23 protein-coding genes and 1 tRNA gene are annotated in these 21,693 nt (G+C 46.5%); 9 read left to right on the forward strand and 15 right to left on the reverse strand.

Annotated elements, in window-relative coordinates; all coding sequences use genetic code 11:
- Nucleotides 1-114 precede the first annotated feature (114 nt).
- Complete coding sequence (gene ald / locus TOCE_RS07310) at nucleotides 115-1,239, forward strand: alanine dehydrogenase (protein ID WP_013276236.1); 1,125 nt, start codon at nucleotides 115-117, stop codon at nucleotides 1,237-1,239.
- Between the two features lie 16 nt (nucleotides 1,240-1,255).
- Here ald and TOCE_RS07315 read toward each other — a convergent pair whose 3' ends face one another.
- The 4 genes from TOCE_RS07315 to TOCE_RS11945 form a co-directional block, all read right to left on the reverse strand.
- The gene (locus TOCE_RS07315) at nucleotides 1,256-3,016 is read right to left on the reverse strand and encodes an ATP-binding protein (protein WP_013276237.1); all 1,761 of its coding nucleotides are present in this window, start codon (nucleotides 3,014-3,016) and stop codon (nucleotides 1,256-1,258) included.
- Nucleotides 3,013-3,696 carry a response regulator transcription factor gene (locus TOCE_RS07320; protein WP_013276238.1) on the reverse strand — a complete coding sequence of 228 codons (684 nt, stop codon included), beginning with the start codon at nucleotides 3,694-3,696 and terminating at the stop codon, nucleotides 3,013-3,015. Before TOCE_RS07320 ends, TOCE_RS07315 begins: the two co-directional genes overlap by 4 nt.
- 99 nt (nucleotides 3,697-3,795) lie before the next feature.
- A complete protein-coding gene (locus TOCE_RS07325; protein WP_013276239.1) occupies nucleotides 3,796-4,560 on the reverse strand; it encodes a polysaccharide deacetylase family protein in 765 nt (254 codons plus the stop codon).
- Between the two features lie 501 nt (nucleotides 4,561-5,061).
- Nucleotides 5,062-5,346 carry a polysaccharide deacetylase family protein gene (locus TOCE_RS11945; RefSeq protein WP_083768490.1) on the reverse strand — a complete coding sequence of 95 codons (285 nt, stop codon included), beginning with the start codon at nucleotides 5,344-5,346 and terminating at the stop codon, nucleotides 5,062-5,064.
- A 130-nt stretch (nucleotides 5,347-5,476) separates the two neighbouring features.
- Between TOCE_RS11945 and TOCE_RS07330 the strand changes: the two genes are divergently transcribed.
- The 3 genes from TOCE_RS07330 to TOCE_RS07340 all read left to right on the forward strand — a co-directional run bounded on the left by TOCE_RS07330 (nucleotide 5,477) and on the right by TOCE_RS07340 (nucleotide 7,748).
- The gene (locus TOCE_RS07330) at nucleotides 5,477-5,776 is read left to right on the forward strand and encodes a hypothetical protein (RefSeq protein ID WP_013276240.1); all 300 of its coding nucleotides are present in this window, start codon (nucleotides 5,477-5,479) and stop codon (nucleotides 5,774-5,776) included.
- A 2-nt stretch (nucleotides 5,777-5,778) separates the two neighbouring features.
- On the forward strand, nucleotides 5,779-6,054 hold the full coding sequence (locus tag TOCE_RS07335) for a TMEM165/GDT1 family protein (protein ID WP_013276241.1): 276 nt from the start codon (nucleotides 5,779-5,781) through the stop codon (nucleotides 6,052-6,054).
- 62 nt (nucleotides 6,055-6,116) lie between these two features.
- Nucleotides 6,117-7,748, forward strand: a complete 1,632-nt coding sequence (locus tag TOCE_RS07340) for a Na/Pi cotransporter family protein (protein WP_013276242.1) — start codon at nucleotides 6,117-6,119, stop codon at nucleotides 7,746-7,748.
- 50 nt (nucleotides 7,749-7,798) lie between these two features.
- On the opposite strand, the gene TOCE_RS12125 is transcribed toward TOCE_RS07340, so the two are convergent.
- Nucleotides 7,799-7,948, reverse strand: coding sequence for a hypothetical protein (locus TOCE_RS12125; RefSeq protein WP_187286565.1), 150 nt, complete (start codon nucleotides 7,946-7,948; stop codon nucleotides 7,799-7,801).
- A gap of 117 nt (nucleotides 7,949-8,065) precedes the next feature.
- Here TOCE_RS12125 and TOCE_RS07345 point away from each other — a divergent pair, with 117 nt between their 5' ends.
- Nucleotides 8,066-8,767: a ZIP family metal transporter gene (locus TOCE_RS07345; RefSeq protein WP_013276243.1), complete on the forward strand. Its 702-nt coding sequence runs from the start codon at nucleotides 8,066-8,068 to the stop codon at nucleotides 8,765-8,767.
- A 7-nt stretch (nucleotides 8,768-8,774) separates the two neighbouring features.
- On the opposite strand, the gene TOCE_RS07350 is transcribed toward TOCE_RS07345, so the two are convergent.
- Genes TOCE_RS07350 through TOCE_RS07370 form a run of 5 tightly spaced genes read right to left on the reverse strand, consistent with a single transcriptional unit; the run spans nucleotide 8,775 to nucleotide 14,067 of the window.
- Nucleotides 8,775-10,466: a B12-binding domain-containing radical SAM protein gene (locus TOCE_RS07350; protein ID WP_013276244.1), complete on the reverse strand. Its 1,692-nt coding sequence runs from the start codon at nucleotides 10,464-10,466 to the stop codon at nucleotides 8,775-8,777.
- A gap of 18 nt (nucleotides 10,467-10,484) precedes the next feature.
- Nucleotides 10,485-11,351: a shikimate dehydrogenase gene (locus TOCE_RS07355; protein ID WP_013276245.1), complete on the reverse strand. Its 867-nt coding sequence runs from the start codon at nucleotides 11,349-11,351 to the stop codon at nucleotides 10,485-10,487.
- A 39-nt stretch (nucleotides 11,352-11,390) separates the two neighbouring features.
- Complete coding sequence (gene thiI / locus TOCE_RS07360; protein WP_013276246.1) at nucleotides 11,391-12,560, reverse strand: tRNA uracil 4-sulfurtransferase ThiI; 1,170 nt, start codon at nucleotides 12,558-12,560, stop codon at nucleotides 11,391-11,393.
- Nucleotides 12,561-12,563: 3 nt separating this feature from the next.
- Entirely contained in the window at nucleotides 12,564-13,724 is a 1,161-nt protein-coding gene (locus TOCE_RS07365) for a cysteine desulfurase family protein (RefSeq protein WP_013276247.1), read from the reverse strand.
- Nucleotides 13,725-13,743: 19 nt separating this feature from the next.
- Nucleotides 13,744-14,067 (reverse strand): winged helix-turn-helix domain-containing protein, encoded by a 324-nt coding sequence (locus TOCE_RS07370; RefSeq protein WP_013276248.1) that lies wholly within the window; start codon nucleotides 14,065-14,067, stop codon nucleotides 13,744-13,746.
- A 193-nt stretch (nucleotides 14,068-14,260) separates the two neighbouring features.
- Here TOCE_RS07370 and TOCE_RS07375 point away from each other — a divergent pair, with 193 nt between their 5' ends.
- The 3 genes from TOCE_RS07375 (at nucleotide 14,261) to TOCE_RS07385 (ending at nucleotide 16,322) form a co-directional block, all read left to right on the forward strand.
- Nucleotides 14,261-14,470, forward strand: a complete 210-nt coding sequence (locus TOCE_RS07375; protein WP_041423907.1) for a ferritin-like domain-containing protein — start codon at nucleotides 14,261-14,263, stop codon at nucleotides 14,468-14,470.
- Nucleotides 14,471-14,493: 23 nt separating this feature from the next.
- On the forward strand, nucleotides 14,494-14,712 hold the full coding sequence (locus TOCE_RS07380; RefSeq protein ID WP_041423908.1) for a spore coat protein: 219 nt from the start codon (nucleotides 14,494-14,496) through the stop codon (nucleotides 14,710-14,712).
- A 149-nt stretch (nucleotides 14,713-14,861) separates the two neighbouring features.
- The gene (locus TOCE_RS07385) at nucleotides 14,862-16,322 is read left to right on the forward strand and encodes an IS1182 family transposase (RefSeq protein WP_148218400.1); all 1,461 of its coding nucleotides are present in this window, start codon (nucleotides 14,862-14,864) and stop codon (nucleotides 16,320-16,322) included.
- Between the two features lie 46 nt (nucleotides 16,323-16,368).
- On the opposite strand, the gene queG is transcribed toward TOCE_RS07385, so the two are convergent.
- Entirely contained in the window at nucleotides 16,369-17,385 is a 1,017-nt protein-coding gene (gene queG / locus TOCE_RS07390; protein WP_245523177.1) for a tRNA epoxyqueuosine(34) reductase QueG, read from the reverse strand.
- A gap of 283 nt (nucleotides 17,386-17,668) precedes the next feature.
- On the opposite strand from queG, the gene TOCE_RS12930 reads away from it, so the two are divergent.
- Nucleotides 17,669-17,911: a YmaF family protein gene (locus TOCE_RS12930; protein ID WP_425358480.1), complete on the forward strand. Its 243-nt coding sequence runs from the start codon at nucleotides 17,669-17,671 to the stop codon at nucleotides 17,909-17,911.
- A 121-nt stretch (nucleotides 17,912-18,032) separates the two neighbouring features.
- Here TOCE_RS12930 and TOCE_RS07395 read toward each other — a convergent pair.
- The 4 genes from TOCE_RS07395 to hutI form a co-directional block, all read right to left on the reverse strand.
- Nucleotides 18,033-18,120: transfer RNA gene (locus tag TOCE_RS07395), tRNA-Leu, on the reverse strand.
- A 146-nt stretch (nucleotides 18,121-18,266) separates the two neighbouring features.
- A complete protein-coding gene (locus TOCE_RS07400; protein ID WP_013276251.1) occupies nucleotides 18,267-19,553 on the reverse strand; it encodes a [Fe-Fe] hydrogenase large subunit C-terminal domain-containing protein in 1,287 nt (428 codons plus the stop codon).
- Nucleotides 19,554-19,745: 192 nt separating this feature from the next.
- Nucleotides 19,746-20,375 (reverse strand): cyclodeaminase/cyclohydrolase family protein, encoded by a 630-nt coding sequence (locus TOCE_RS07405; protein WP_013276252.1) that lies wholly within the window; start codon nucleotides 20,373-20,375, stop codon nucleotides 19,746-19,748.
- A gap of 54 nt (nucleotides 20,376-20,429) precedes the next feature.
- A complete protein-coding gene (gene hutI, locus TOCE_RS07410) occupies nucleotides 20,430-21,683 on the reverse strand; it encodes an imidazolonepropionase (protein WP_013276253.1) in 1,254 nt (417 codons plus the stop codon).
- Nucleotides 21,684-21,693 lie beyond the last annotated feature (10 nt).

Below are 21,693 nucleotides of genomic sequence, written 5' to 3' on the forward strand. Positions count from 1 at the left end.
ACCCTTTGATCGCTGAGGTCCGTCTGTTGTTCCGGTAACATAATGGTATGAATCTTGCATTTGTATTTTAGTTGATATTATTCTACATTAAAAACAAGACAGGGAGGTTAAAAAATGATCATTGGCGTGCCAAAGGAGATAAAGCCACAGGAAAACCGGGTTGCCATGACGCCAGCTGGCGTGGACGCCCTCGTAGCGGCGGGCCACAAGGTATTAATCGAGAAAGGTGCCGGAGAGGGCAGCGGAATTTCAGACGAAGATTACAAGCTCGCCGGGGCGGAAATAATGCCCACTGCGGAAAGCGTCTGGCAAAACAGCGAAATGATCGTGAAAGTAAAGGAACCCCTGCCCAATGAATACAAGTATTTTAGAGAGGGACAGGTGATATTTACATACTTGCACCTGGCTCCAGAACCCGAGCTGACAAAAGCCCTCATGAATAACAAAGTGGTCGCAATAGCCTATGAAACCGTCCAGAAGGAAGACGGAAGCCTCCCCCTGCTTACACCGATGAGCGAAGTTGCAGGAAGGCTCGCAATTCAGGAAGGTGCCAATTACCTTTTAAAATTTAGAGGTGGAAAAGGTGTTCTGCTCTCCGGCGTGCCCGGCGTTCCTCCAGCCTCTATCGTTATCGTGGGTGCAGGAACCGTCGGCATGAACGCCCTTAAAAGAGCCGTTGGCATGGGGGCAAGGGTTACCGTCCTCGACGTTAACGTAAACAGATTGCGTTACCTGGACGACATTTACCAGGGGCGGATCGAGACCCTCTACTCTAACCGCTTCAACCTGATGAAAGCCGTGAGCAAGGCGGACCTTGTCATAGGTGCAGTATTAATCCCCGGTGCCAAGACGCCGCGCCTGATCACTGAAGATATGGTCAAAGCCATGGAACCCGGTAGCGTCATAGTTGATGTCGCTATAGATCAGGGCGGCTGCGTGGAAACTATCGATCACCCCACAACCCACGCCGATCCCGTATTCGTGAAACACGGAGTAATCCATTATGCCGTTGCCAATATACCCGGCTCGGTACCGCGCACTTCCACCTTCGCCCTCACCAACGCAACGCTACCGTATACTGTGGAGCTCGCGAATAAAGGCTGGAAAAAGGCTGTTATGGAAAACAAGGCTCTCGCCCTCGGCGTAAACGTGGTAAGCGGGAAGATTACCTATAAGGCTGTGGCCGAAGCTCATAAACTGCCCTACCATCCGCTGGAAGAAGTCCTCTCGGAAATGTAGCCAAAAGCCCTTCCGGTCATTCCGGAAGGGCTTTATTGTCTAATCTCTTCCCGAACGGTATGTTAAAGCAAAATACGGCTCCACTGTCTCTCAAATTTTTAGCCCAAACCTTCCCGCCGTGAGCCTCAATGATGTTCTTTACTATGGCAAGGCCGATACCGGTGCCGCCGTTATCCCTTGTTCTAGCCTTGTCTACTTTATAGAAGCGCTCCCATATAAATGGTAATTCGTCTTCGGGTATGCCGGGGCCCCGGTCTTTTACGCATACCGTTACGCTTTCGGTACCCGCCGAGGCTTCGATTATTATCTCTCCACCGTTTTCCGTGTACCTCAACGCATTGTCTATGAGATTTATTAAAACCTGCTCCATTCTGTCCTCGTCAGCATAGATTAAAGGCAGTTCTTTTAATTCGGCAGTAATATTGACGCGCTTTTTTTCTGCAACGGGGTTAACTTTTTTTATTACTCTCTCTATCAGTTTGTTTAGAGAAATGTTGTCTTTTTTAAGGGTTAAATGCCCGGTTTCCATAAGGGAAAGGTCCAGTAGGTCATTCACAAGGCGGCGAAGCCTTAAAGTTTCTTCCAATATAATGTTCAGGTATTTTTTCTTTTCTTCCGGCTGTTTTACCATACCGTCGATAAGAGCTTCGGTGTACCCCTGAAGATACGTCAGTGGGGTCCTCAACTCGTGGGATACATTTGCCACGAATTCCCTTCTTAGTGACTCCAGCTTTTTTTCCCGTGTCACATCCTGCAGCACCGCAACAACGCCCCATACTTCCGATTCATCGTTTAGAAGCGGTGCAAGCCTTACACTCAGAATTCTTCCTTCAACCTTTACTTCATCCTGCAAGGATTTTTTATTATGTTTCACCCTTTGGACCAGTTCTCCGAGCACCTGCTCTACCGTAAGCTCTAAATCAAAGCTGCCTTGAGGCCCATTTCCCAGCAATTCCTCCGCCTGCGGATTGGCCATGAGCACCCGGCCTGAAGAATCTAAGGTTATGACTCCGTCGGTCATACTCAGGAGAACGTTTCTCAGCTGATTTTTCTCCTGCGAAAGTTCGGTTATATTCTTCTTTAAAGCATCGGAAAGAAAGTTCAGGGTCCTTGCGAGAGTCCCGATTTCGTCGTCGGTTTCGGGCTCCACTTTGTCCCCAAACTCCCCTCTCGCCATACCTTCCGCAACTTTTTTCATTTTGACCAGAGGTCTTGTTATATTTTCCGAGAGTCCGAAACTCAAAGCGGTGGATATCAGCACAGCTCCCGCGGCCACAAAAAGTATTCCCCGCCTTATCTGCCATATGGATTCCTGGATGGATGCCATTGGAGAGAAGAGGATAAGTCCCCCGACAACGCTTCCATCGCGGGTAATCGGAAGAGCAACCATGAGCATTGAAGTGTCGAACTGCGGCAAATAGCCTTTATAAACCACCACGTCGCCTTTCAGCACGTCCGCAAGCCTGCCGCCGTCTATCGGCACCCTATAGCCGTATTGAAACATATTAGAGCATGCCGTGATGAGCCCCCGGCGGTCTACCACAACCGCGTGGGCGTTTATAAACTTGCTGATATCTATGAGCTCCGCCGGCTCAATACCGCGAATAATAAGGGCCACAAGCTGTTGGCCCTCGTTTATCATCTCGTTCTGTTTTATTTTGATGTAAAAATCTTCAAAAAAGCTGGACAGGATGAACCCTGAGGAAACAAGGGTTACAATGGTCAAAAGCGTCATATAAAGCCACAGTTTTCCCGTTATGGTCTTTCGAAAGTTCACTTTACCACCTCGAATTTATACCCAACTCCCCAGACCGTAGTGATATACGAGGCGGCTTTGCTCCTCCCCAGTTTTTCCCTGAGCTGCTTAATGTGCGTGTCTACAGTCCTCAGGCTTCCAAAAAAGTCGTATCCCCACACCTCTTCCAGTAGCTTTTCCCTTGTAAATACCTTCTCCTTGTTTTTCGCAAGGAAGTATAAAAGATCAAATTCCTTTGGGGTGAGAGCCACTTCTTTGCCGTCCGCTCTCACCGTCCGGGACTCAGGCTCTATGACAAGCCCCGGAAATTCCAGCGTCTGCTCCGGGCCTTTAGGGCCGAGGCGCCTCAGGAGAGCCTTTACCCTGGCTACTAACTCCCTCGGACTGAAGGGTTTCACTACGTAATCGTCGGCACCCAGCTCAAATCCCAGGACTTTATCAAATTCTTCACCTCTGGCAGTCAGCATTATAATGGGTATATCGGATTTTTTCCTGACCTCCTTACATACAGTCCACCCGTCAATGACGGGCAGCATAAGGTCTAGAATAATCAGGTTGTATTCTCCCTTTGCTATCATGTCAAGGGCCTGCTGGCCATCATGGGCTTCGTCGACTTTAAACCCTTCTTTTTCCAGATAGAGCTTCACCAGATCCACTATTTTCTCTTCGTCGTCAACTACGAGAATCCTTATTTCCGACAATGCACGTCCTCCTTATCTGCAAAAAAAGGCCAAGCGAACTTGACCCTTAATCCATAACATCATTATAAATTTTTACGATTTTTGCGTCAACAGCTCTTTTCACTGCTTTTTCCGCATTTCTCCCGTATTTCTGTCAACGTAATAGTCTCCCTTTATGAGGAGCTGTGACACGGGAACTATTTCATATCCTCTTCCTATCAATTCTTTTAATATCGGTTCTAGTGCTTCTGCGGTATACTTTCCGTTGTTGTGGAATAAGACTATAGATCCCGGTTTTACCTGGTTGACGACCCTGCTGTATATGGCTCCTGCACTCAAATCCTTCCAATCGAGAGAATCCACATCCCACTGAATTACATAGTATCCCAACTCATTGGCTGTTTCGATCAGTGTATTGCTGTAATCTCCAAAAGGTGGCCGAAAGACTTTACATTCCTGACCGGTGAGTTCCTTTATTTTTTCATGGGTGGATTTTATCTCCTCGATTATCTGCTGTTTCGAAAGATTCCCCATCTGCGGATGAGTGGCGGAATGATTTCCTATTTCATGGCCTTCCTGAGCGATTAATTTCGTCATGTCCGGGTATTTGTCCATCCACATCTTTACGAGGAAAAAGGTAGTTTTAACATTATATTTCTTCAAGATTTCGAGTAATTTCGGAGTTTTGTCCGAACCCCAGGCCGCATCAAAGGAAATGGCAATCCTCTTTTCTTCAGTCTGAACCCTGTAGATAGGTACCAATCTATCCCGCCCAGCAAAAACGTAAATAACCCTTTTGAAAACTGTCGCGTGAGAGGCCAAAATAATAGCAAAAATGGTCAGCAAACAGAAAAATGTCGTAAAGTATTTTTTATCTATTTTCACATAACACCACCGCCTTACTTAAACTTCATCTTATCTTTATTCCAGCATTATGTTGTTTATGATATTTTTGATTTGTGCCTAATAAATTTAACGTTTGCAGACTTATATTTTGGAAGCCACTTAATTAGCTTCAAACTTGCATTAGCAGTATGCTGGACTTCCGCAGGTGCATCCTAAGCGCATTTTTAAGTAATGTAAGAAAATAAAAAAACCACCGTAAGGTGGGACAGCTTGTAGACACATAACTAAACTTTTACGGAATAATAAAGTTACTTGCCGTAGCTTTTAATAGTTTGACCTTGCACATCAAGGAGTTCCCAAACCAGGTCAGGGTCTTTTTTGCCTGTAATATAACAAATCCGCAGACCTTTAGCTTCTACAATCGTTGCCTCCTTACCATCAAATAGTACTTTGGCGACAGAGCTATCTCTGATGATACCCCGGCTTATCCATGCCCTACCTTTATTGTACTTGTATATAAAGCCAGGGCTATGGGAAATGTCATAGCCCTGGGTCTTTTTGAATTATCCCAACTTTTACCTTAAGTCTGCATACCCACTCATTGTTGCTTATCCTTACGTTCCTTTGTGTAGCAAAATTTATGTAATTGTATCTAAATCCCACCGAATAACATAATACCCTAGTTCGTTGGCAGTGATAATCAGTGTTACTGTAATCTCCAAAGGGCAGTCGAGACACCTTGCATTCCTGACCGGTAAGCTCTTTTATCTTGTCATGGATGGCTTTAATCTCCTTAATTATATCCTGTTTGGAGAGGCTCCCCATTCGTAGGCAGGTTACAGAATGGATTACTTATCTTTATTCCCGTATCCCGATACTTATGATATTTCTCTGAATATGCAAGGTCTTTTAAGAATAAAATTTATTAAAAAATATTGGGCGGGAGAGATGTAAAATGATATCAAACATTCAGAGAAAAGGGGTTGTAATGGGAATTATCTGGAGCCTCTTAGCCTGGATTCCTTATTATACCGATTATCTAGGGTCCGTGCGAGGAATTATAGGTATTCCTGCTGCTCTGGGGTTAAATCTGGAGCTGGCACTGAACAGGGGCGATTCCTTCGCTTACAGCATTCTTTTGGGGGCGGGCATGGGATTTGTAATTGGCAGCATTGCGGATTTTGCCAGGAACGGAATAAAAATTGTAGGCCTTTTCCCTCGTAAAAAGAAGAAACTATATGGGAGGGGGTTGTAATATTGTCCCACTTAAAAACCTTTTTTACAACTTTTTTAATGGTATTTCTAGCCGAGCTGGGGGATAAGACCCAGCTCACAACTCTTTTGATGGCTGCTCACAATGAATCTTTAAAAAGCGTCTTTTTGGGTGCATCGCTTGCTCTCATTGCAAGCAGTTTCATAGGCGTATGCCTGGGTGGGTATATGTCCAGGTTCCTTCCGGAAAGCCTCATTCACTCTGCCGCGGGGATCAGCTTCATAATTATCGGAATATTACTCTTAGCTCAGAAGTTTTAAAAAAATAACCGGGTATGCTATAATATTTTCGGCAAATTACATTAAAGTAGAGGAGGGTGTTTTTGACTTTAGATAGTTCATTGACTTTAATTGGGGGCCTGGGGCTTTTCATCTATGGCATGAAGCTTATGGGAGAGGGACTGGAAAGGGCCGCAGGAGACAGGCTTAGGGCTATCCTGGAACTATTTACCAGAAACAGGATACTGGGAGTCCTGACGGGAACGCTGGTTACTTCTATCATCCAGAGCAGCAGCGCCACTACAGTAATGGTCATCGGCCTCGTCAACGCGGGACTCATGGACCTCCTGCAGGCCATCGGTGTAATAATGGGCGCCAACATAGGTACCACCGTCACCGCCCAGCTCATAGCTTTTAGGCTCACTAAAGCTGCTCTCCCGGCAATAGGGGTGGGCACAGCGTTACATCTTTTCTCCAAAAGCAAAAAACAGAAATTCCTCGGTCAGGTAGTTCTGGGATTCGGCCTTTTGTTTTTCGGCATGCAGACCATGGAGGTGGCGTTAAAGCCCCTTGCCGCAATGCCCGAATTCATCAATTTTATGGCAAACTTCGGTAAAACCCCCGTACTTGGCGTTTTAGCCGGATTTTTAACAACGGGCATAGTCCAGAGCAGCAGCGCCACGATAGGCATCCTCCAAGCTCTGGCCGGCCAGGGGATAGTCGATATCTCAATTGCATTGCCCATACTTTTCGGTGACAACATCGGCACATGTGTAACCGCCATGCTGGCCAGCATAGGCACCAACGTCACCGCCCGCCGGGCAGCTCTTCTTCACCTGACCTTTAATGTAATAGGCACGGTAATATTCATGTTAATACTGCCTCTTTTCCAAACGTTTATTGTCCATACATCATCCGATCCCGTGAGGCAGATAGCCAATGCTCATACTTTTTTCAATGTAATAAATACGATAATTCAATTACCTTTTGCAGTACTGCTGGTCAATCTGGTGATCTTCCTAATACCCGGTAAACCCGACGTAGTCGAGCGGGGCACAAAGTACATTGACGATAGGCTACTGGATAGACCGTCGATAGCCCTTTCCCAGGCTAAAAAGGAAATCGGGCGCATGGGTGAGCTGGCCCTGGAAAACCTGAAGGAATCCATCAAACTCTTTATGAATTATAATGAAAAAGAAGCACAAACTTTACGAGAAAGAGAAGTGGTTATAAACGAGCTTGCTAGAGAAAACATCAGATACTTATCACTGCTGTCCCAGAAACCCCTAGGATCCGACGAGTCGCGGGCGCTGGCTGATATGATCAACGCCATCAACGACATTGAAAGAGTGGGGGACCACGACATAAACTTGCTGGAGCTGGCAGAATACAAAGATGACCACCGCCTCCCCTTCAGCAAAGAAGCGTTAAAAGAGCTGTCGGAAATGGCATCCGAGGTGGAAGAAAGTTTTTCTCTCGCAGTGAAGGCCTTTGTTGAATCCGATATGAACCTTGCAGCTAGGGTAATCCAGAACGAGGACAGGATAGACCAAATGGACCTCAAACTCAGGGACAACCATATAAAGAGAATCAACGGGGGAAAATGCAATCCCAGTTCCGGGGTGATATACCTCGATATAATCAGCAATCTTGAACGCATTGGTGATCATGCTTTCAACCTGGCATCATATATACTAAAAGTGGACAAGAATTATAAAAGACCTATTGTGTGGTAAAAGGTAGCGATTTAGATCGCTACCTTTAGGTTATAATAAGAAGAGCAAGGTTAATTGCCTTGCTCTTCTTTTGCATTTTCTTTTTCCTCTGCCCTTTCCCCTTCTATTATCTCTTTACCGCAGTAGGGGCATATCCATACTTTTAAATCTGCGGCGGAGTAAGATCTCTTAGAACAATAAGGACATATAGAGTACGGCAACACAAACCCCCCAAACTTTCTTATAGCCCTCATAACTTAAATAAAACGCTTCGCTTCGCTTCAATAATTAAATTTCACCATTTTTCCTTTAAATCCTTCCAGAAAGGATTGCATTTTATGGATAATTTTATGAAGATTTTTTTATACAGCTCTCTTTCAGGCCTGGCGGTGATTCTAGGCGGGTATCTAGGTACGAAAAAGATTCCTAATAAAATTTTTGCCTTCGTCCTGACCTTCGGTTCGGGAGTGCTTATTTCGGTTCTGTCCTACTCGTTAATGCACGAAGCATACCGGCACTCGGGCCCCGTCTTCACATCGGTTGCTTTTATGGCGGGAGGCTTTGTATTTTACGCCATAGAAGGACTGCTAATAAGGAAAATTGCTCCCGGTATCGGGATGATGTTGGGCACCGCCCTGGACGATTTGCCCGAGGCATTAAGCATGGGCATCGGTTTTGCCAGCGATACCGGGAAGTTAGGTATAGTTCTTGCGCTTTCTATCTTCCTGCACAACATTCCTGAGGGGATTTCTTCTACCACCGAACTGATCGAAGAAGGCAGATTTTCGCCCAAGTCTGCGGTGACTCTGGCATTCCTAATCGCCCTTTTGACCCCCTTCGCTGCTTTAACCGGGTATTACCTGCTTCGAAATATAGGCAGAACCTGGCTCGGAATAATAATGGCTTTTTCCGGCGGATCGATACTTTTCATGACCGGCACCGACATGATACCGAAAGCTCACAAAATAGGCGAAAAGATCGAAAACATCGGTCTCCTTGCCGGATTCCTGGCAGCCTTTCTGCTCAGCAGGCTCATGTAAGGATGCCTCACGGGTCGAATTTAGCAAAATGCGTTCCGTTAGCGGTATACAGGAAAATCACGCCTATCTCCCTTTTGCGAAAATCGGATGTTACGTCGTGGCTGAAATACCCGTAAGAAATCTTGTTCCATATATTGCCGTTCGATAATTCCTTGACCCCGGGTAAATTTTGCTTCAGCCATTCTTGATTACCTGCCAGGGCTTTGACTTTGTCTTTAAGATGCCTGTCCTTTTCGCGATTTATACAATCGGGAGGAGATCCCTTGCAGCCGGAGTACATGTAATCGAACTTGATCAGATCTTTTACAAGTCCCGGCTCAAGATTCAATGTAACGGCATAACGGTAAAGATGATCGTACAGAGATTTCAGGGAAAGTTCTTTTCTCAAAAGCCCTTTTTGCCTCCAGTAGTTGTACAAAGAAAGGTAAAACTCGAAGGGCCTTTTGAAGGTGCCTCCCAGATGAGCCAGGCTATACTTAAACCTGCCGGTATTGTAGTATTTGTCCAGCAGTTTTGCTATACCCTTCAACACGGCCAGCTCTTCGTAACCTATCCACCGGTTGTATAGTATTTCGTAGGGAGCCCTGGAGCGGTATACCATACCGTATTTTTCCGACTTATCCCTTAAGCGGGTGCCTTTTAAAAGTTTTAAAAACCCTAGTTGTATTTCATCCGGCTCAAGCCGGTAGACATCGTCGAAGGCCCGGCTAAAACTTTCAAAGTCATCATAGGGGAGGCCGGCGATCAGGTCAACGTGGAGTTTCACTCCGGCTGCCTTTAAACGTTCGATGCCCCTCAGCGCCCTTTCAACATCCGGATTCCTGGATATTTCTTTCAGGCTTTCGGGGTTGGTGGTCTGGATACCCACCTCAAACCTGAGCCTGTCTTCGATACCCTCCAGCCCTTTTAAAAATCTGTCGTTTACAAGCTCCGGATTTATTTCGCAGTGGAAAACGGTATTCCCCCCTAAACGCCGGATTATATCCAGAATTGCTATGGCTCTTTCGGTATCGCAGTTAAAGGAGCGGTCTACTAATTTGACCGTGTCAACCCCCTTCCTCACGAAAAAAGAAAGGTCCCGCTCCACCTTTTCAAGGCTGGCTGTTCTCACGGCTTTATCCAGGGAGGAAAGACAGAAGGCGCAATTGAAGGGACACCCCCTTGACGTCTCGTAATACACCAGCCTGTGGCTCAGGTCTTCCTGCTCATCGTAAGAGAAGGGTACCTCGTTTAAATCCACATAGCCTGCCTGCGGATTTACGTAAAGTCTACCGTCCCGGCGGTACGCAATCCCCGGGATTTCCGAAAAAAGCCCGTTACCCCGAAAGGCGTCAAGAAACGCCTTAAAAGTATATTCCCCTTCCCCGATAATGACATAATCCACATAATCGCACCTTTTCAGGATTTCGCCAGCATCGTGCGAAACCTCCGGCCCTCCAAGTACCACGGTTATCTTTGGACTTACTTTCTTTAAATTCTCGGCAAGGTATAGCACATAGTCGATATTCCATATATAACAAGAAAAAGCCACCATTTGAGGAGAGTTGAGGATTATCTCCTCCAGCACGTCATCAATGCTGTCATTTATGGTGGCCTCGAAAATCTTTACGTCGTCCGACCGGCAGTACGCTGCCAGATTCCTGATGGCCAGGTTTGTGTGAATATACTTGGAATTTAGCCCCACCAGCAGTACCTTCATTTTTGTCCTCCCGAATCATCATCCTTTCAAAAAACGGTCCAGAGCAGCCTCCATGACTTCAAGGGGTGCATCCAGGCCCGTCCAAAGTTTAAACGCCTCAACCCCCTGGTAAAGCAGCATGTATTTACCCGGAACAGTAAGATGCCCCCTGGATTGCGCTTCCTTTAAAAGACGCGTCGACCCGGAGCCGTATACAGCATCGAAGAAAACGGTATTCTTATCCAGGTCATCCCAGGGTATTTCCAGCTCCAGGCCGAGGTCATCTTTTTGTCCCGCACCCGCCGTATTTGCTATTATGTCGACCCGGCTCGCGACCCGGCGCCAGGGCTGTTTTCCCCATTCTATGATGGAAATTTTCGAGCCCATGCCGGCCTTTTTAAAGTGGAACTCGAGCTCTTTAGCTCTGGTCTTCGTCCTATTTGAGACTATAATCGAGGACGCTCCGGATAAAAGGCACTGGCCTACAACAGCCCTGGCGGCACCACCGGCTCCCAGCACCAGAACCCTCTTGCCGGTTAGATCCACTCCGGCTATCCTGTAAAGCGCATCTTTAAATCCGGAAGCGTCGGTATTAAAACCCACCAACCGGCCGCCTTTATTTACTATGGTATTTACCGCCCCGATTACAGCAGCTTCTTTAGATATTTCATCCAGGTAATTCATCACTTTAACCTTGTGAGGTATCGTTACGTTGACTCCACCTACATTTAGCGCTCTTATACCCTCAATAGCCTCTTTTAGATTTTCAGGCTTTACCGGAAAGGGTACGTAAACGCAGCTCAGCTTTAGTTCCTCAAAAGCAGCGTTGTGGATTACCGGCGAGAGCGAATGATCTACAGGGTACCCTATAATGCCTAAGACCTTAGTATCACCTTTGATTTCCATGAAAATCCCCTTCCGTGACTAAAAGCTCGCCCACATTCTTCAAACGATTCCTGGCGTAACCTCAATGATTTCGATGTTCTCCAAACCCCACTGGGTGAACTTGGCTATATCAAACCTCTCTTCCGCCTTGTGGACATCGGTAAGTTTCGGTCTGGTCTTCGGGTGTTCAGGCACGAATATCGAACAACAATCGGCATACGGCTCTATTGAAATGTCATAAGTACCTATCCTCTTTGCCAGCTCGATGATCTCAACCTTGTCAAATCCTATAAGGGGTCTATAAACCGGTAGCTCCGCAACTTCATTGGTAGCCATCAGCGCTTCCATGGTCTGACTGGCCACCTGCCCTATGCTTTCACCCGTTACCAGAGCTTTAGCGCCGATTTTTTTCGCTATTTCCTGGGAAATCCTAACCATCATGCGCCTCATGAGAATTGTGAGCAGTTCATTGGGACCCTTTTCCCCCAGCTCTTTAAGTACATCGGTAAAGTTCACTACGTGAAGGCGTATTTTGCCGGAATAACCTGAAAGTACGCGGCAGAGTTCCACCACTTTTTCTTTGGCCCTATCGCTGGTAAAAGGGAAGCTGTGAAAGTAAACCGGCTCTATTTCGACCCCCCGTTTCATTACCATATAGCCGGCTACCGGACTGTCGATTCCGCCGGAGAGCAAAAGTACCGCCTTTCCGTTACAACCCAGCGGCAGACCGCCGGGGCCCGGAATTCTCTTGCAGTACACAAACCCTTTCTCCCTTACCTCCACGTTTACTTCTATATCAGGATTATGAACATCAACGCTCAACCCTCGCAGGTTCTTGAGTATATGCGCCCCTACAAGGCGACTTATATCAGGGGACTTTATCGGAAAAGATTTGTTGGTCCTCCGGCTTTCTACCTTGAAGGTCTTACCCATGTAATCCACTTCGCGCATCGCCGAAAGGGCCGCTTCTTTTATAGAATCGATGTTGAGGTCACAGCTTTTTGCAGGGCTTATGGCAACGACGCCAAAAACCCTTTTCAGCCTCTCCACCACCTCTTCCTGAGGACCCACGGCTTTAACGTATATTCTCCCGTGGGTTTTCCTGACGTCAACACCTTCAAAACCGGCCAAAGCCTGCTTTATCCTTTTTACTAAAATGCGCTCGAAATAAGGTCGGTTTTCCCCTTTCAATCCGATTTCGCCGAAGCTCAAAAGGTAAATATTTTCCATCGTCTACCTCCGTATAAATTTTCTTAACTCGGTCACTTCTTTCTTTAGTATCTCAACGGTATAGTCTATGTCTTCCAGAGAAAGGAAGGGCGAAAAGCTGAAGCGCAGGGCACTGTCTATCTCTTCAGCCGTCTTTCCCATGGCGGCCAGCACGTGACTTTTGCCCTTTTTATAAGAAGAACAGGCAGAACCCGTAGACACATAGATACCGTGGGACTCAAGGGCATGGAGCAACACTTCCGCTCTGGTGCCCAGAAAAGATATGTTCAGGATGTGAGGTGCACCGTTTTCAGAGCCGTTCAAAACTGCATCTGGTATTTCTTCCAGTATCCTGTCTTTTAGTCTCTCCTTGAGTTCCCGCATCCTCGCCTGCCAGGCGGCCATATTTTTAAAGGCGAGTTCCGAAGCGGCGCTAAAGCCCGCTATGCCGGGCACGTTTTCCGTCCCCGAACGCAATCCTTCCTCCTGGCCGCCGCCGTTAAAAAGCGGCATTATTTTGATTCCGTCCCTGACGTACAGCGCTCCGACACCCTTTGGGCCATATATCTTGTGGGCGCTCAATGACATAAGATGTATACCCTTGAGGTGGGGAATAAGCGGAATTTTGCCGAAAGCCTGGACCGCATCTACGTGGAAAAGCGTATTTTTATTTTTCGCGATAATCTCCGCCGCAGCTTCAATGGGCTGGATGGAACCCACCTCATTGTTGACGTACATGATGCTTACTAGAATTGTATCAGGTTTAAGCGCCCGCTCCAACTCCTCCAAATTTATATGCCCGGAATCGTCCACTCCCAGGTAAGTGACGGAAAAACCCTCTTCTTCGAGGCTTTTGAAAACGTCGAGTACGGAAGGGTGCTCAATGGCCGTTGTTATCAGGTGCCTTCCGTAGCGCTTCCTTGCGTAGGCAGCGCCTTTTATCGCCAGATTATTGGATTCGGTGCCGCCGGATGTAAAATAAATCTCCCGCGACTTTGCCCCCAGAAAGGCGGCCAGGGTTTCGCGGCTTTTACTAACTATTCTCTCGGCTTCCATCCCTTTTCTGTGAAGAGAAGATGGATTTCCGAACGCCAAAGTCATTGCCTGCACCATTGCATCAACCGCTTCTTTGGCCACTTTTGTAGTAGCGCTGTTATCCAGATATACCTCCCTTATTTCTTCCATAAATACCACCTCGGAAAATTTATTTCCACGAAATCTGAGACGCCAGGAGGCTTTCTATTTTGTCCACCAGTTCTCCATACCGGCTCATCATAGCCTTACCCGTCTCGGTCAGCACTGCTCCTCCGCCGTTTTCTCCTCCTCTATGTCTCTCCAGCAGCTTAACTCCCAGCCTTTTTTCTATCTTCTTGATCTTCCCCCATGCCTGCCGGTAGGACATCTTCTGAGCAGCAGCAGCCTGATTGATAGAGCCGTATTTTTCAACAAGCTGTAAAAGCCTATAGATCCCGTCGCCGAAAACCTGCTTGCCCTCGTGTTCTATCCATATTTTATATTTAATTTCCATCTATTTTCACCCTAAGTCAATTTTAATACATTGAAATTCAATTAACAACACTATCTTAATACACTTCCCCGGCAAAACCAGCCTCGTCGCTTCTTTGGAACTCACATTTAATATTCCTCTTTTTTTCGAAGTTATTTGTTAACCAGGAATACAAAAAATACTAAAGGAAAAAATAAAGGTGGAGGTGGTCAGCTTGCAGTTAACGCAAAAAGAAAAACTATACCTGCAGGATACTCTAAGCCATGAGAGGGTCAGCGTCACAAAATGCAACTATTATGCCAGTCAGGCTCAGGATCCTCAAGTAGCAAATATGCTGCGGAACCTGGCAAACAGAGAACAGCAGCATATAGATACGATAACAAACCTGCTCCAGCAGGCCGGAGTACAGCCCCCTGCCCATTAAAACTGAGAGGAGGTATTGGTGATATGCAGCAGGCCGCTACCGCCACCATAGCCGACAAGGATATGATGAACGACATACTTATGACGATGAAATACCTTTCCGGAGTATACGAAACCGCGATAATGGAATGCACCAATGAGGCGGTGAGAAACGCCCTTCGCCAGATCCAGGATGAGGAGCAACAGAACGCCAAAATGATTTTCGATTTCATGGTTCAGAAAGGCTGGTACAAACCTCAATAATATAAGAAGATAAGAGGCAGTCATCAGACTGCCTCTTCAGACTGTCGACAAAGTAACTGTCGACAGTCTTTTTTTGCAAAAGCTAGTACAAAAATCATCAGCTTTTTAGTAAAATTAAAGAAGATACAAAAATATTGTGGGGCGATGAAATGTTAACGAAGAAAAATCGAGAAATAATAGAGCAGGTAGAATTAGTAAGCATCGATAGCTTAGTACCTCAAGACCATCTCCTTAGGGCAGTAGAAGAAAGCATCGACTTTAATTTCATTTATGATGAAGTAAAAGACCTATATAGCGAAAATACAGGAAGACCTAGTATTGACCCGGTAGTGTTAATTAAGCTACTCATGCTCCAAGCATTGTATGGAATCCGCTCCATGCGCCAAACCATCAGAGAAGTAGAAGTCAATGTAGCTTACCGTTGGTTTTTAGGCTATGGATTACAAGAAAAAATACCTCACTTTTCAACTTTTGGAAAAAACTATGAACGGCGGTTTAAGGAAAGTGATCTATTTGAAAAGATATTCGAGCGGGTGTTGATGGAAGCAATAGAATGCGGGTTTGTTAAAACAGATGCAGTATTTATCGATGCTACTCACATAAAAGCCAGTGCCAATAAGAATAAATATATCGAGAAAGTCGCTAAGCAACGGACTCAAAAATATAAGGAAGAACTTTTAAAAGAAATCAACGCCGAACGGGAAGCAAACGGTAAAAAGCCCTTTGAAGAAGAAGATGATGATGACGATAACAACAAAGGAGAAAATAGCTCTAAAAAAGTCAGGGTAAGCACCACAGATCCTGAAAGTGGGATGTTTCAAAAAGGGGAAAAAGAGCGCTGCTTTGCCTACACAGCTTCTGTAGCCTGTGACCGGAACAACTTTGTCCTTGGTGTCAAAATAGCACCTGGAAATGTTCATGACAGCCAGGTATTCTCCCATTTATTTCAAGAAGTAAACGATAAATTTTCTAAAATAGAGGCGGTAGTGGTTGATGCAGGCTACAAAACCCCCGGGATATGCAGAGAAATCATTGAGGCAGGAGCGCTTCCCGTTATGCCCTACAAGAGGCCGATGACCAAAGATGGCTACTTTAAAAAACGCGAATACGTCTATGACGAATATTATGATTGTTACATATGCCCCAACAACCAAATATTAGAATACAGCACCACCAACCGGGCGGGATACCGGGAATATAGGAGCAACCCCCAAATATGCTGTAAATGTCCCATGCGCCTACAGTGCACCAAAAGTAAAAATTACACAAAAATCATAACTCGGCATATATGGGAGCATTACATAGAAATAGCGGAAGATATAAGACACACCCAATGGGGTAAAGAACTATACAAAATGCGCGGCCAGACCATCGAGCGGGTATTTGCCGATGCGAAGGAAAAGCATGGCATGCGCTATACAAATCTACGAGGCTTGAGGAAAGTTGGACATTACCTCACGCTTCTTTTCGCATGCATGAATTTAAAAAAGCTGGCTTTATGGAAGAAAAGACGGGGAACGTTTCCGCCAACAGTCCCCGCTTTACATTCGTTTTTCTTAAAAATTTTCTTCGCCTTCAACAAAAAGCCGCTTTTAGGTTATGCATCCTAAAAGCGGCTTTGTCTACAAGCTGAAGAGGCAGTCATCAGACTGCCTCTTATCTTTTCAGCGCCCACAGTGCATGTTCCCTTATGACGGGCGAAGGATCTTCCAGGAGCTTTTCAAAGTGTTCTTTATGCCCGGGACCGGCATTGGATAGCGCCAAAATGGCATTTCTTCTTAAAACATTCTTCCCCCGCCAGCCAATGGGAGTAGGCTTAAAAATCTTCTCGAATTCACGGCTGTCGATATTTATTAACCTGATAAGGCGCCTTTCCAGGGAAAAATCGGGGATAAATTCTTCATGGGAAGGAATGCCCACATTTTTGTTTTTCGGGCACGCCTCCTGACAGGTATCGCAGCCAAATAACCTCACACCGAGCAGGGGCCTGAATTCTTCAGGGATCGAGCCCCTCATCTGCGTCACGTACGAAAGACAACGGAACGGGTTAATGCGGTACGGGGCTTCGAGAGCTCCCGTCGGGCATGCTCTAACACACCTTCCGCAATTATCGCACCGGTTTGCGGAAGGTTCATCCGGCTCTACCTCAAGGTCGGTGATGATCTCCCCCAGGAAGACCCATGAACCGTATTCCTCGGTAAAAAGGCAGGTATTTTGGCCGATCCAGCCCAACCCGGCCCTTCGGGCAGCGGCCCTGTCCATAAGTCCGCCCGTATCTACCAATATCCTGAAATTACCGCCCCAGTTCGAAAAAATATAATCCGCCACCAACCTCAATTTTTCTCCCATCACCCGGTGATAATCCTTTATGGAGGCATATTTCGATATTATACCTAGCGGCTTTTCCGCGTTCGATTTCGTATCATCGGAGTGTTCTATCAGGTAACCCATGGCAAAACATATAATGGTCCTTGCACCAGGTAAAAGTTCATTCGGGTCACACCTGAGCTCGACGTCGTTCTCTTCAAAGGGTGAAAAAAGACCCTTTTCCTTTCTTTCCAGCAGGATTTCCCTTTCGGATAAAAAAGGCTCGGCAGTTGTAAACCCCACCTTGTCAAGGCCTATACTCTTCGCGAAGTTTATAATTTTTTCTTTGATGCCCATAAAAATCACCAAAAAATAAAGCGAACCCCTCGCAATTATAAGTATTCCCCTAGAAAAATATTAGAGGTCTACATTTATTTTAGCATCATTTTGCTAAAAGCATAAGCACAATTTTATTCTTAAGATAACTACGCAAGAACCCATTAACTCAGGCTCTCATAATAATATATTAGTCAAAAAAATAAAAGGGGTGAGCAATTTGTCTAATTCCACTGAGCAGTTAAAAGTTAATACAAGAGAACATGTTCATTCACATATAGGGGTTACGGCCTGTAACGCTGGTCACAGCCATATGCATTTTGGCATTACCAGCACTCCTATTCCTGCAAAGATGCATGGTTCTCATCAACATTATCACGAAATATGCGGAATGACAACTTTTAGTGAGGGTCACTTTCACTTTTTTAGAGCTAATACAGGAATAGCCATACCATTACCGAATGGATATCATACCCACTATTTTTGTTTTAGAACGAGCTTTAATGAAGGGCACGACCACGAAGTTACAGGTTTTGTTGAAGCTATAAAAGACTAATTAACTTCCCCGGACCTATACCGGGGGTTCTTCTTTCTTACCTCTAGAAATTTGTTAGAAAATCCGTTTTGAACATAAAAAAAAACGGTTTTCGTAAAATCCTCGAAAACCGAGTGTTTTCTGGTGCAGGGAGCGGGATTTGAACCCGCACGGAGCAAATCTCCACTACCCCCTCAAAGTAGCGTGTCTGCCAGTTCCACCATCCCTGCAATTCTACATATTCATCGATTGACAATATATATTATACATTCTACCTGCCCGGCTGTCAATAACCTGGTCGGAAATAAAAAGCTATTGAACAAAACTATAGTACATTAGCAGAATGGTATTTCCCACTATTCATTCGGGGAGGATGTCACATACGGTGGGATTCCAATTTAACTCTATCCTTATGTTTGCTGAACAGTATCCTGGCGGTATCGTTCGCCACGGCCTCCTTAACATGGCTCCTTGCCGCAAACTCATCGACGGCCTTCGCCCCCTCTTCAGGAGGGATTAATACTCCGGGCCCGCCCACGCAACCTCCCACGCAGGCCATGCCTTCAACGAAGTTGGCGTCAAGGGTGCCGTCTTCTATGGCATCGAGGATCTTCTTGCACTCTTTGATACCGTTGCCCTGTCGGGCTTTTACATCAATGTCCGGCCTGAGTGTTTTTATGCTCGATACAATGGCAGTGGTAACACCGCCCGTATGGGCATAAATCCTGCCGTCGTGAGACGCATCAGCAAAAGGCACCTCAACTTTTAACTCCTTGAGGTTGATTTTATAACCTTCAAACATGGCAGCCAGTTCCTCAAAGGTTAGAACGCAATCAACCGCATCCCTGAGTTCGGGCAGTTTGGCTTCGGTCTTTTTAGCTATACAGGGACCGATGAAAACCACCTTTGCGGCCTCGTCTTCGGCTTTGATAAACCTGGCTATAGCCACCATCGGGGAAACCGAATCGGATACCATGCCTGCAATCCTCCCACTGTAGCTTCTGGCCAGCCGCACAAAAGGAGGACAGCAGCATGATGTTATCATAAATTTGTCGCCCCTGTCCATACGCCTTATAAATTCCTCCGCTTCTTTCACGGTAATCATATCGGCCCCCAGAGCTACCTCGATCACGTCATAAAAGCCCAGCATCAGCAGGGCGGTCTTAACCTGCTCCTCACTTACCTCAGGACCGAACTGGCCGGCGAAGGCAGGCGCCACAACTGCATAAACCCTCCGGTGCTTTTTTATCATATTTATAGTCTGGGCGATTTCAGTTTTATCGGTAATGGCGCCCTCAGGACATGCTACGATGCAGAGCCCGCACGATATGCACTCGTTGAGGTCTATAGACGGTTTTCCCTCTTCGTTAACTTTTACAGCTTTCGGTTCGCAGGTGATCCTGCACCCGCATTTTTCCCCGTGTCCCTCGCAAGCTTTTTCAATTACTGATATAAAGGGAAAATTTACAGTTTCGGGTATTTGACCCTCTTCGAAGGTGCCGAGCGCCGCGCGCACGCGGGCTTCCGCTTCTTCACGGTTTATTTCATCGCTTATAGATTCAACGACCGCAGTATATACATCCTGAAGATTATCGAGAGTTCTTGCGTGTTCGGCAATCAGCCGGTAGATTTTTCTCCGCAGTTTGATAATATCTTCCCTCAATGTACTACCTCCCCGATGCTTATTAAAATCTTAATGAAGGCACCAGACCATCCGGCGCAGAAAGTCCAGGCTTACTTGGATATTGCCGAATTTGAGTTAGAGTTCGCTAGTTTCTCTTTATTTATTATACCCCCTCCTATAATCCATAGCAAACAGAAAAAAAGGAGCCTTTCGGCTCCCTTACCGTTATTTTTATGCAAGCGCTTCCTCTATTTTTTGATATAACCCGTCGGCTAGCTCGGTCCCTTGCTTTAAGATGGCCCGGGCTTTCTTTTCCACATCTTCAACAAACTTTGCGTCTTTTATCGAATTTAAATTTATTTTTACGTTCAGCCACGCGCCATAGAGGGCTGCTTTAAGACACAGCACTCCCACCCCTAGATCACTCAATGCGGAGGTCGTCGTATTCCCGAGAGCTTTTTCATGCAGCCTGATAGCTTTGAGGCATTCTTCCATAACTGTCAGCGGAATGACTGCGGCTTCCTTCAGCGCCTGTTCCATAGCTTCGCTCCTTGCTTTTTTCTGCTCTTCGGTTTCCCGGGGCATTTTTAAAACTTCCGCCACTTTGTTAAAGGCGTCGGTGTCCCTATCAATCAATGTTACTAGCGATTCCTTTATTTTTTTCGCTTCTAGCAATATTTCCTGTAACAGCGGTTCCCGGTCCTTAAATTTTTCCTTCCCGGAAGTAAGGTTTGCCACCATGGAGGCCAGCGATATACCCATAGCCCCGGCGAGGGCTGAAGCGGACCCGCCTCCCGGTGCCGGACTTTTAGAAGCCAGCTCATCCACAAATTCTTTGATGCGGTATTCCGAAAGCAGCATTTTCACCCTCCTATTAGGTATAAAATAATCCCGCGATTGCCCACTTCATTAATGTTATTTTTGAACTACAACCCGGCCTTTTTTTATAACCGTCCTGACCAGGTTTACCCCGTAATGGTAGAATATAAAATCTAGGTCGGGGGCATCCCATATAACTATATCGGCCTGCTTCCCAACCTCAATGGTGCCGATAGTCGACGCTCTATTTACGGCTGCTGCTGAGTTTAACGTGACTGCCGTCAGCACTTCTTCCGGTGTCATCCTGTACTTTAGACAGGCAATGTTCATCACCAGCTGCAGCGACTCGGTCGGTGAAGAACCGGGGTTAAAATCGGTGGCAAGCGCTACGGGGATGCCGGCCTCTATTATAGTCCTGGCGCGAGCGAAGGATTCTCCGAGGTAAAAGGACGTCCCGGGAAGTAAGACGGCAATAGTCCCCGCTTCTGCCATCGCTCTGATGCCTTCATCGGTAGCGTAGATAAGGTGTTCTGCCGATAGAGCTCCCACCTCTGCAGCGAGTTTTGCGCCGCCCATCGGTGTGATTTCATCGGCGTGAAGCTTCGGTATGAGCCCGTGCGCTTTGCCGCTTTCTAATATGTATCTGGACTCTTCGATATCGAAAACGCCTTCTTCGCAGAACACATCGCAAAACTCCGCCAGCTTATCCCGGGCTACCCTGGGTATCATTTCCTCCACGATCAGCCTGATGTATTCTTTCTTGTTTTCCCTGTACTCCTCGGGAACTGCATGGGCTCCCATAAAAGTGGGCACCACATCCAGAGGGTGACACCTGTTCAGTTCCCTTATAGCTGCCAGGGATTTGAGTTCATCTTTCAGGTTTAGTCCGTAACCGCTCTTTGCTTCGCAGGTGGTCGTCCCGTGTTCGAGCATGCGATCGAGAGACTTCATGCCGTTTGAAACGAGTTCTTCCAGAGAGGCCTTCCTGGTATTCCTGACGGTGCTGAGAATTCCGCCCCCCATCTTGAGTATCTCCAGGTATTTCATGCCTTTGAGCTTGAGGGAAAGCTCCTTCTGGCGCCATCCCGAAAAAATGAGGTGAGTATGCGGGTCTACAAGGCCGGGGGTAACCAGTTTGCCCCCGGCATCAATTACCACCGTCTTTTCCCCGAGAGTAATGTGGACAAGATTTTCCGCGCTGCCCACACCGGTAATTACACCGTCTTTTACGGCAATAAAAGCGTCTTTGATAAGCTTAATATCGCCCTGCCGGTTTCCACCTACAGGGCAATTCCCTACCGGCGTTGCCAGAACTCCTATGTTTTTTATTAGAAGGTCGGGATTGGTCATGCTCACCCTC

It is taken from the genome of Thermosediminibacter oceani DSM 16646, assembly GCF_000144645.1.
GTDB classification, from domain to species: Bacteria; Bacillota; Thermosediminibacteria; order Thermosediminibacterales; family Thermosediminibacteraceae; genus Thermosediminibacter; species Thermosediminibacter oceani.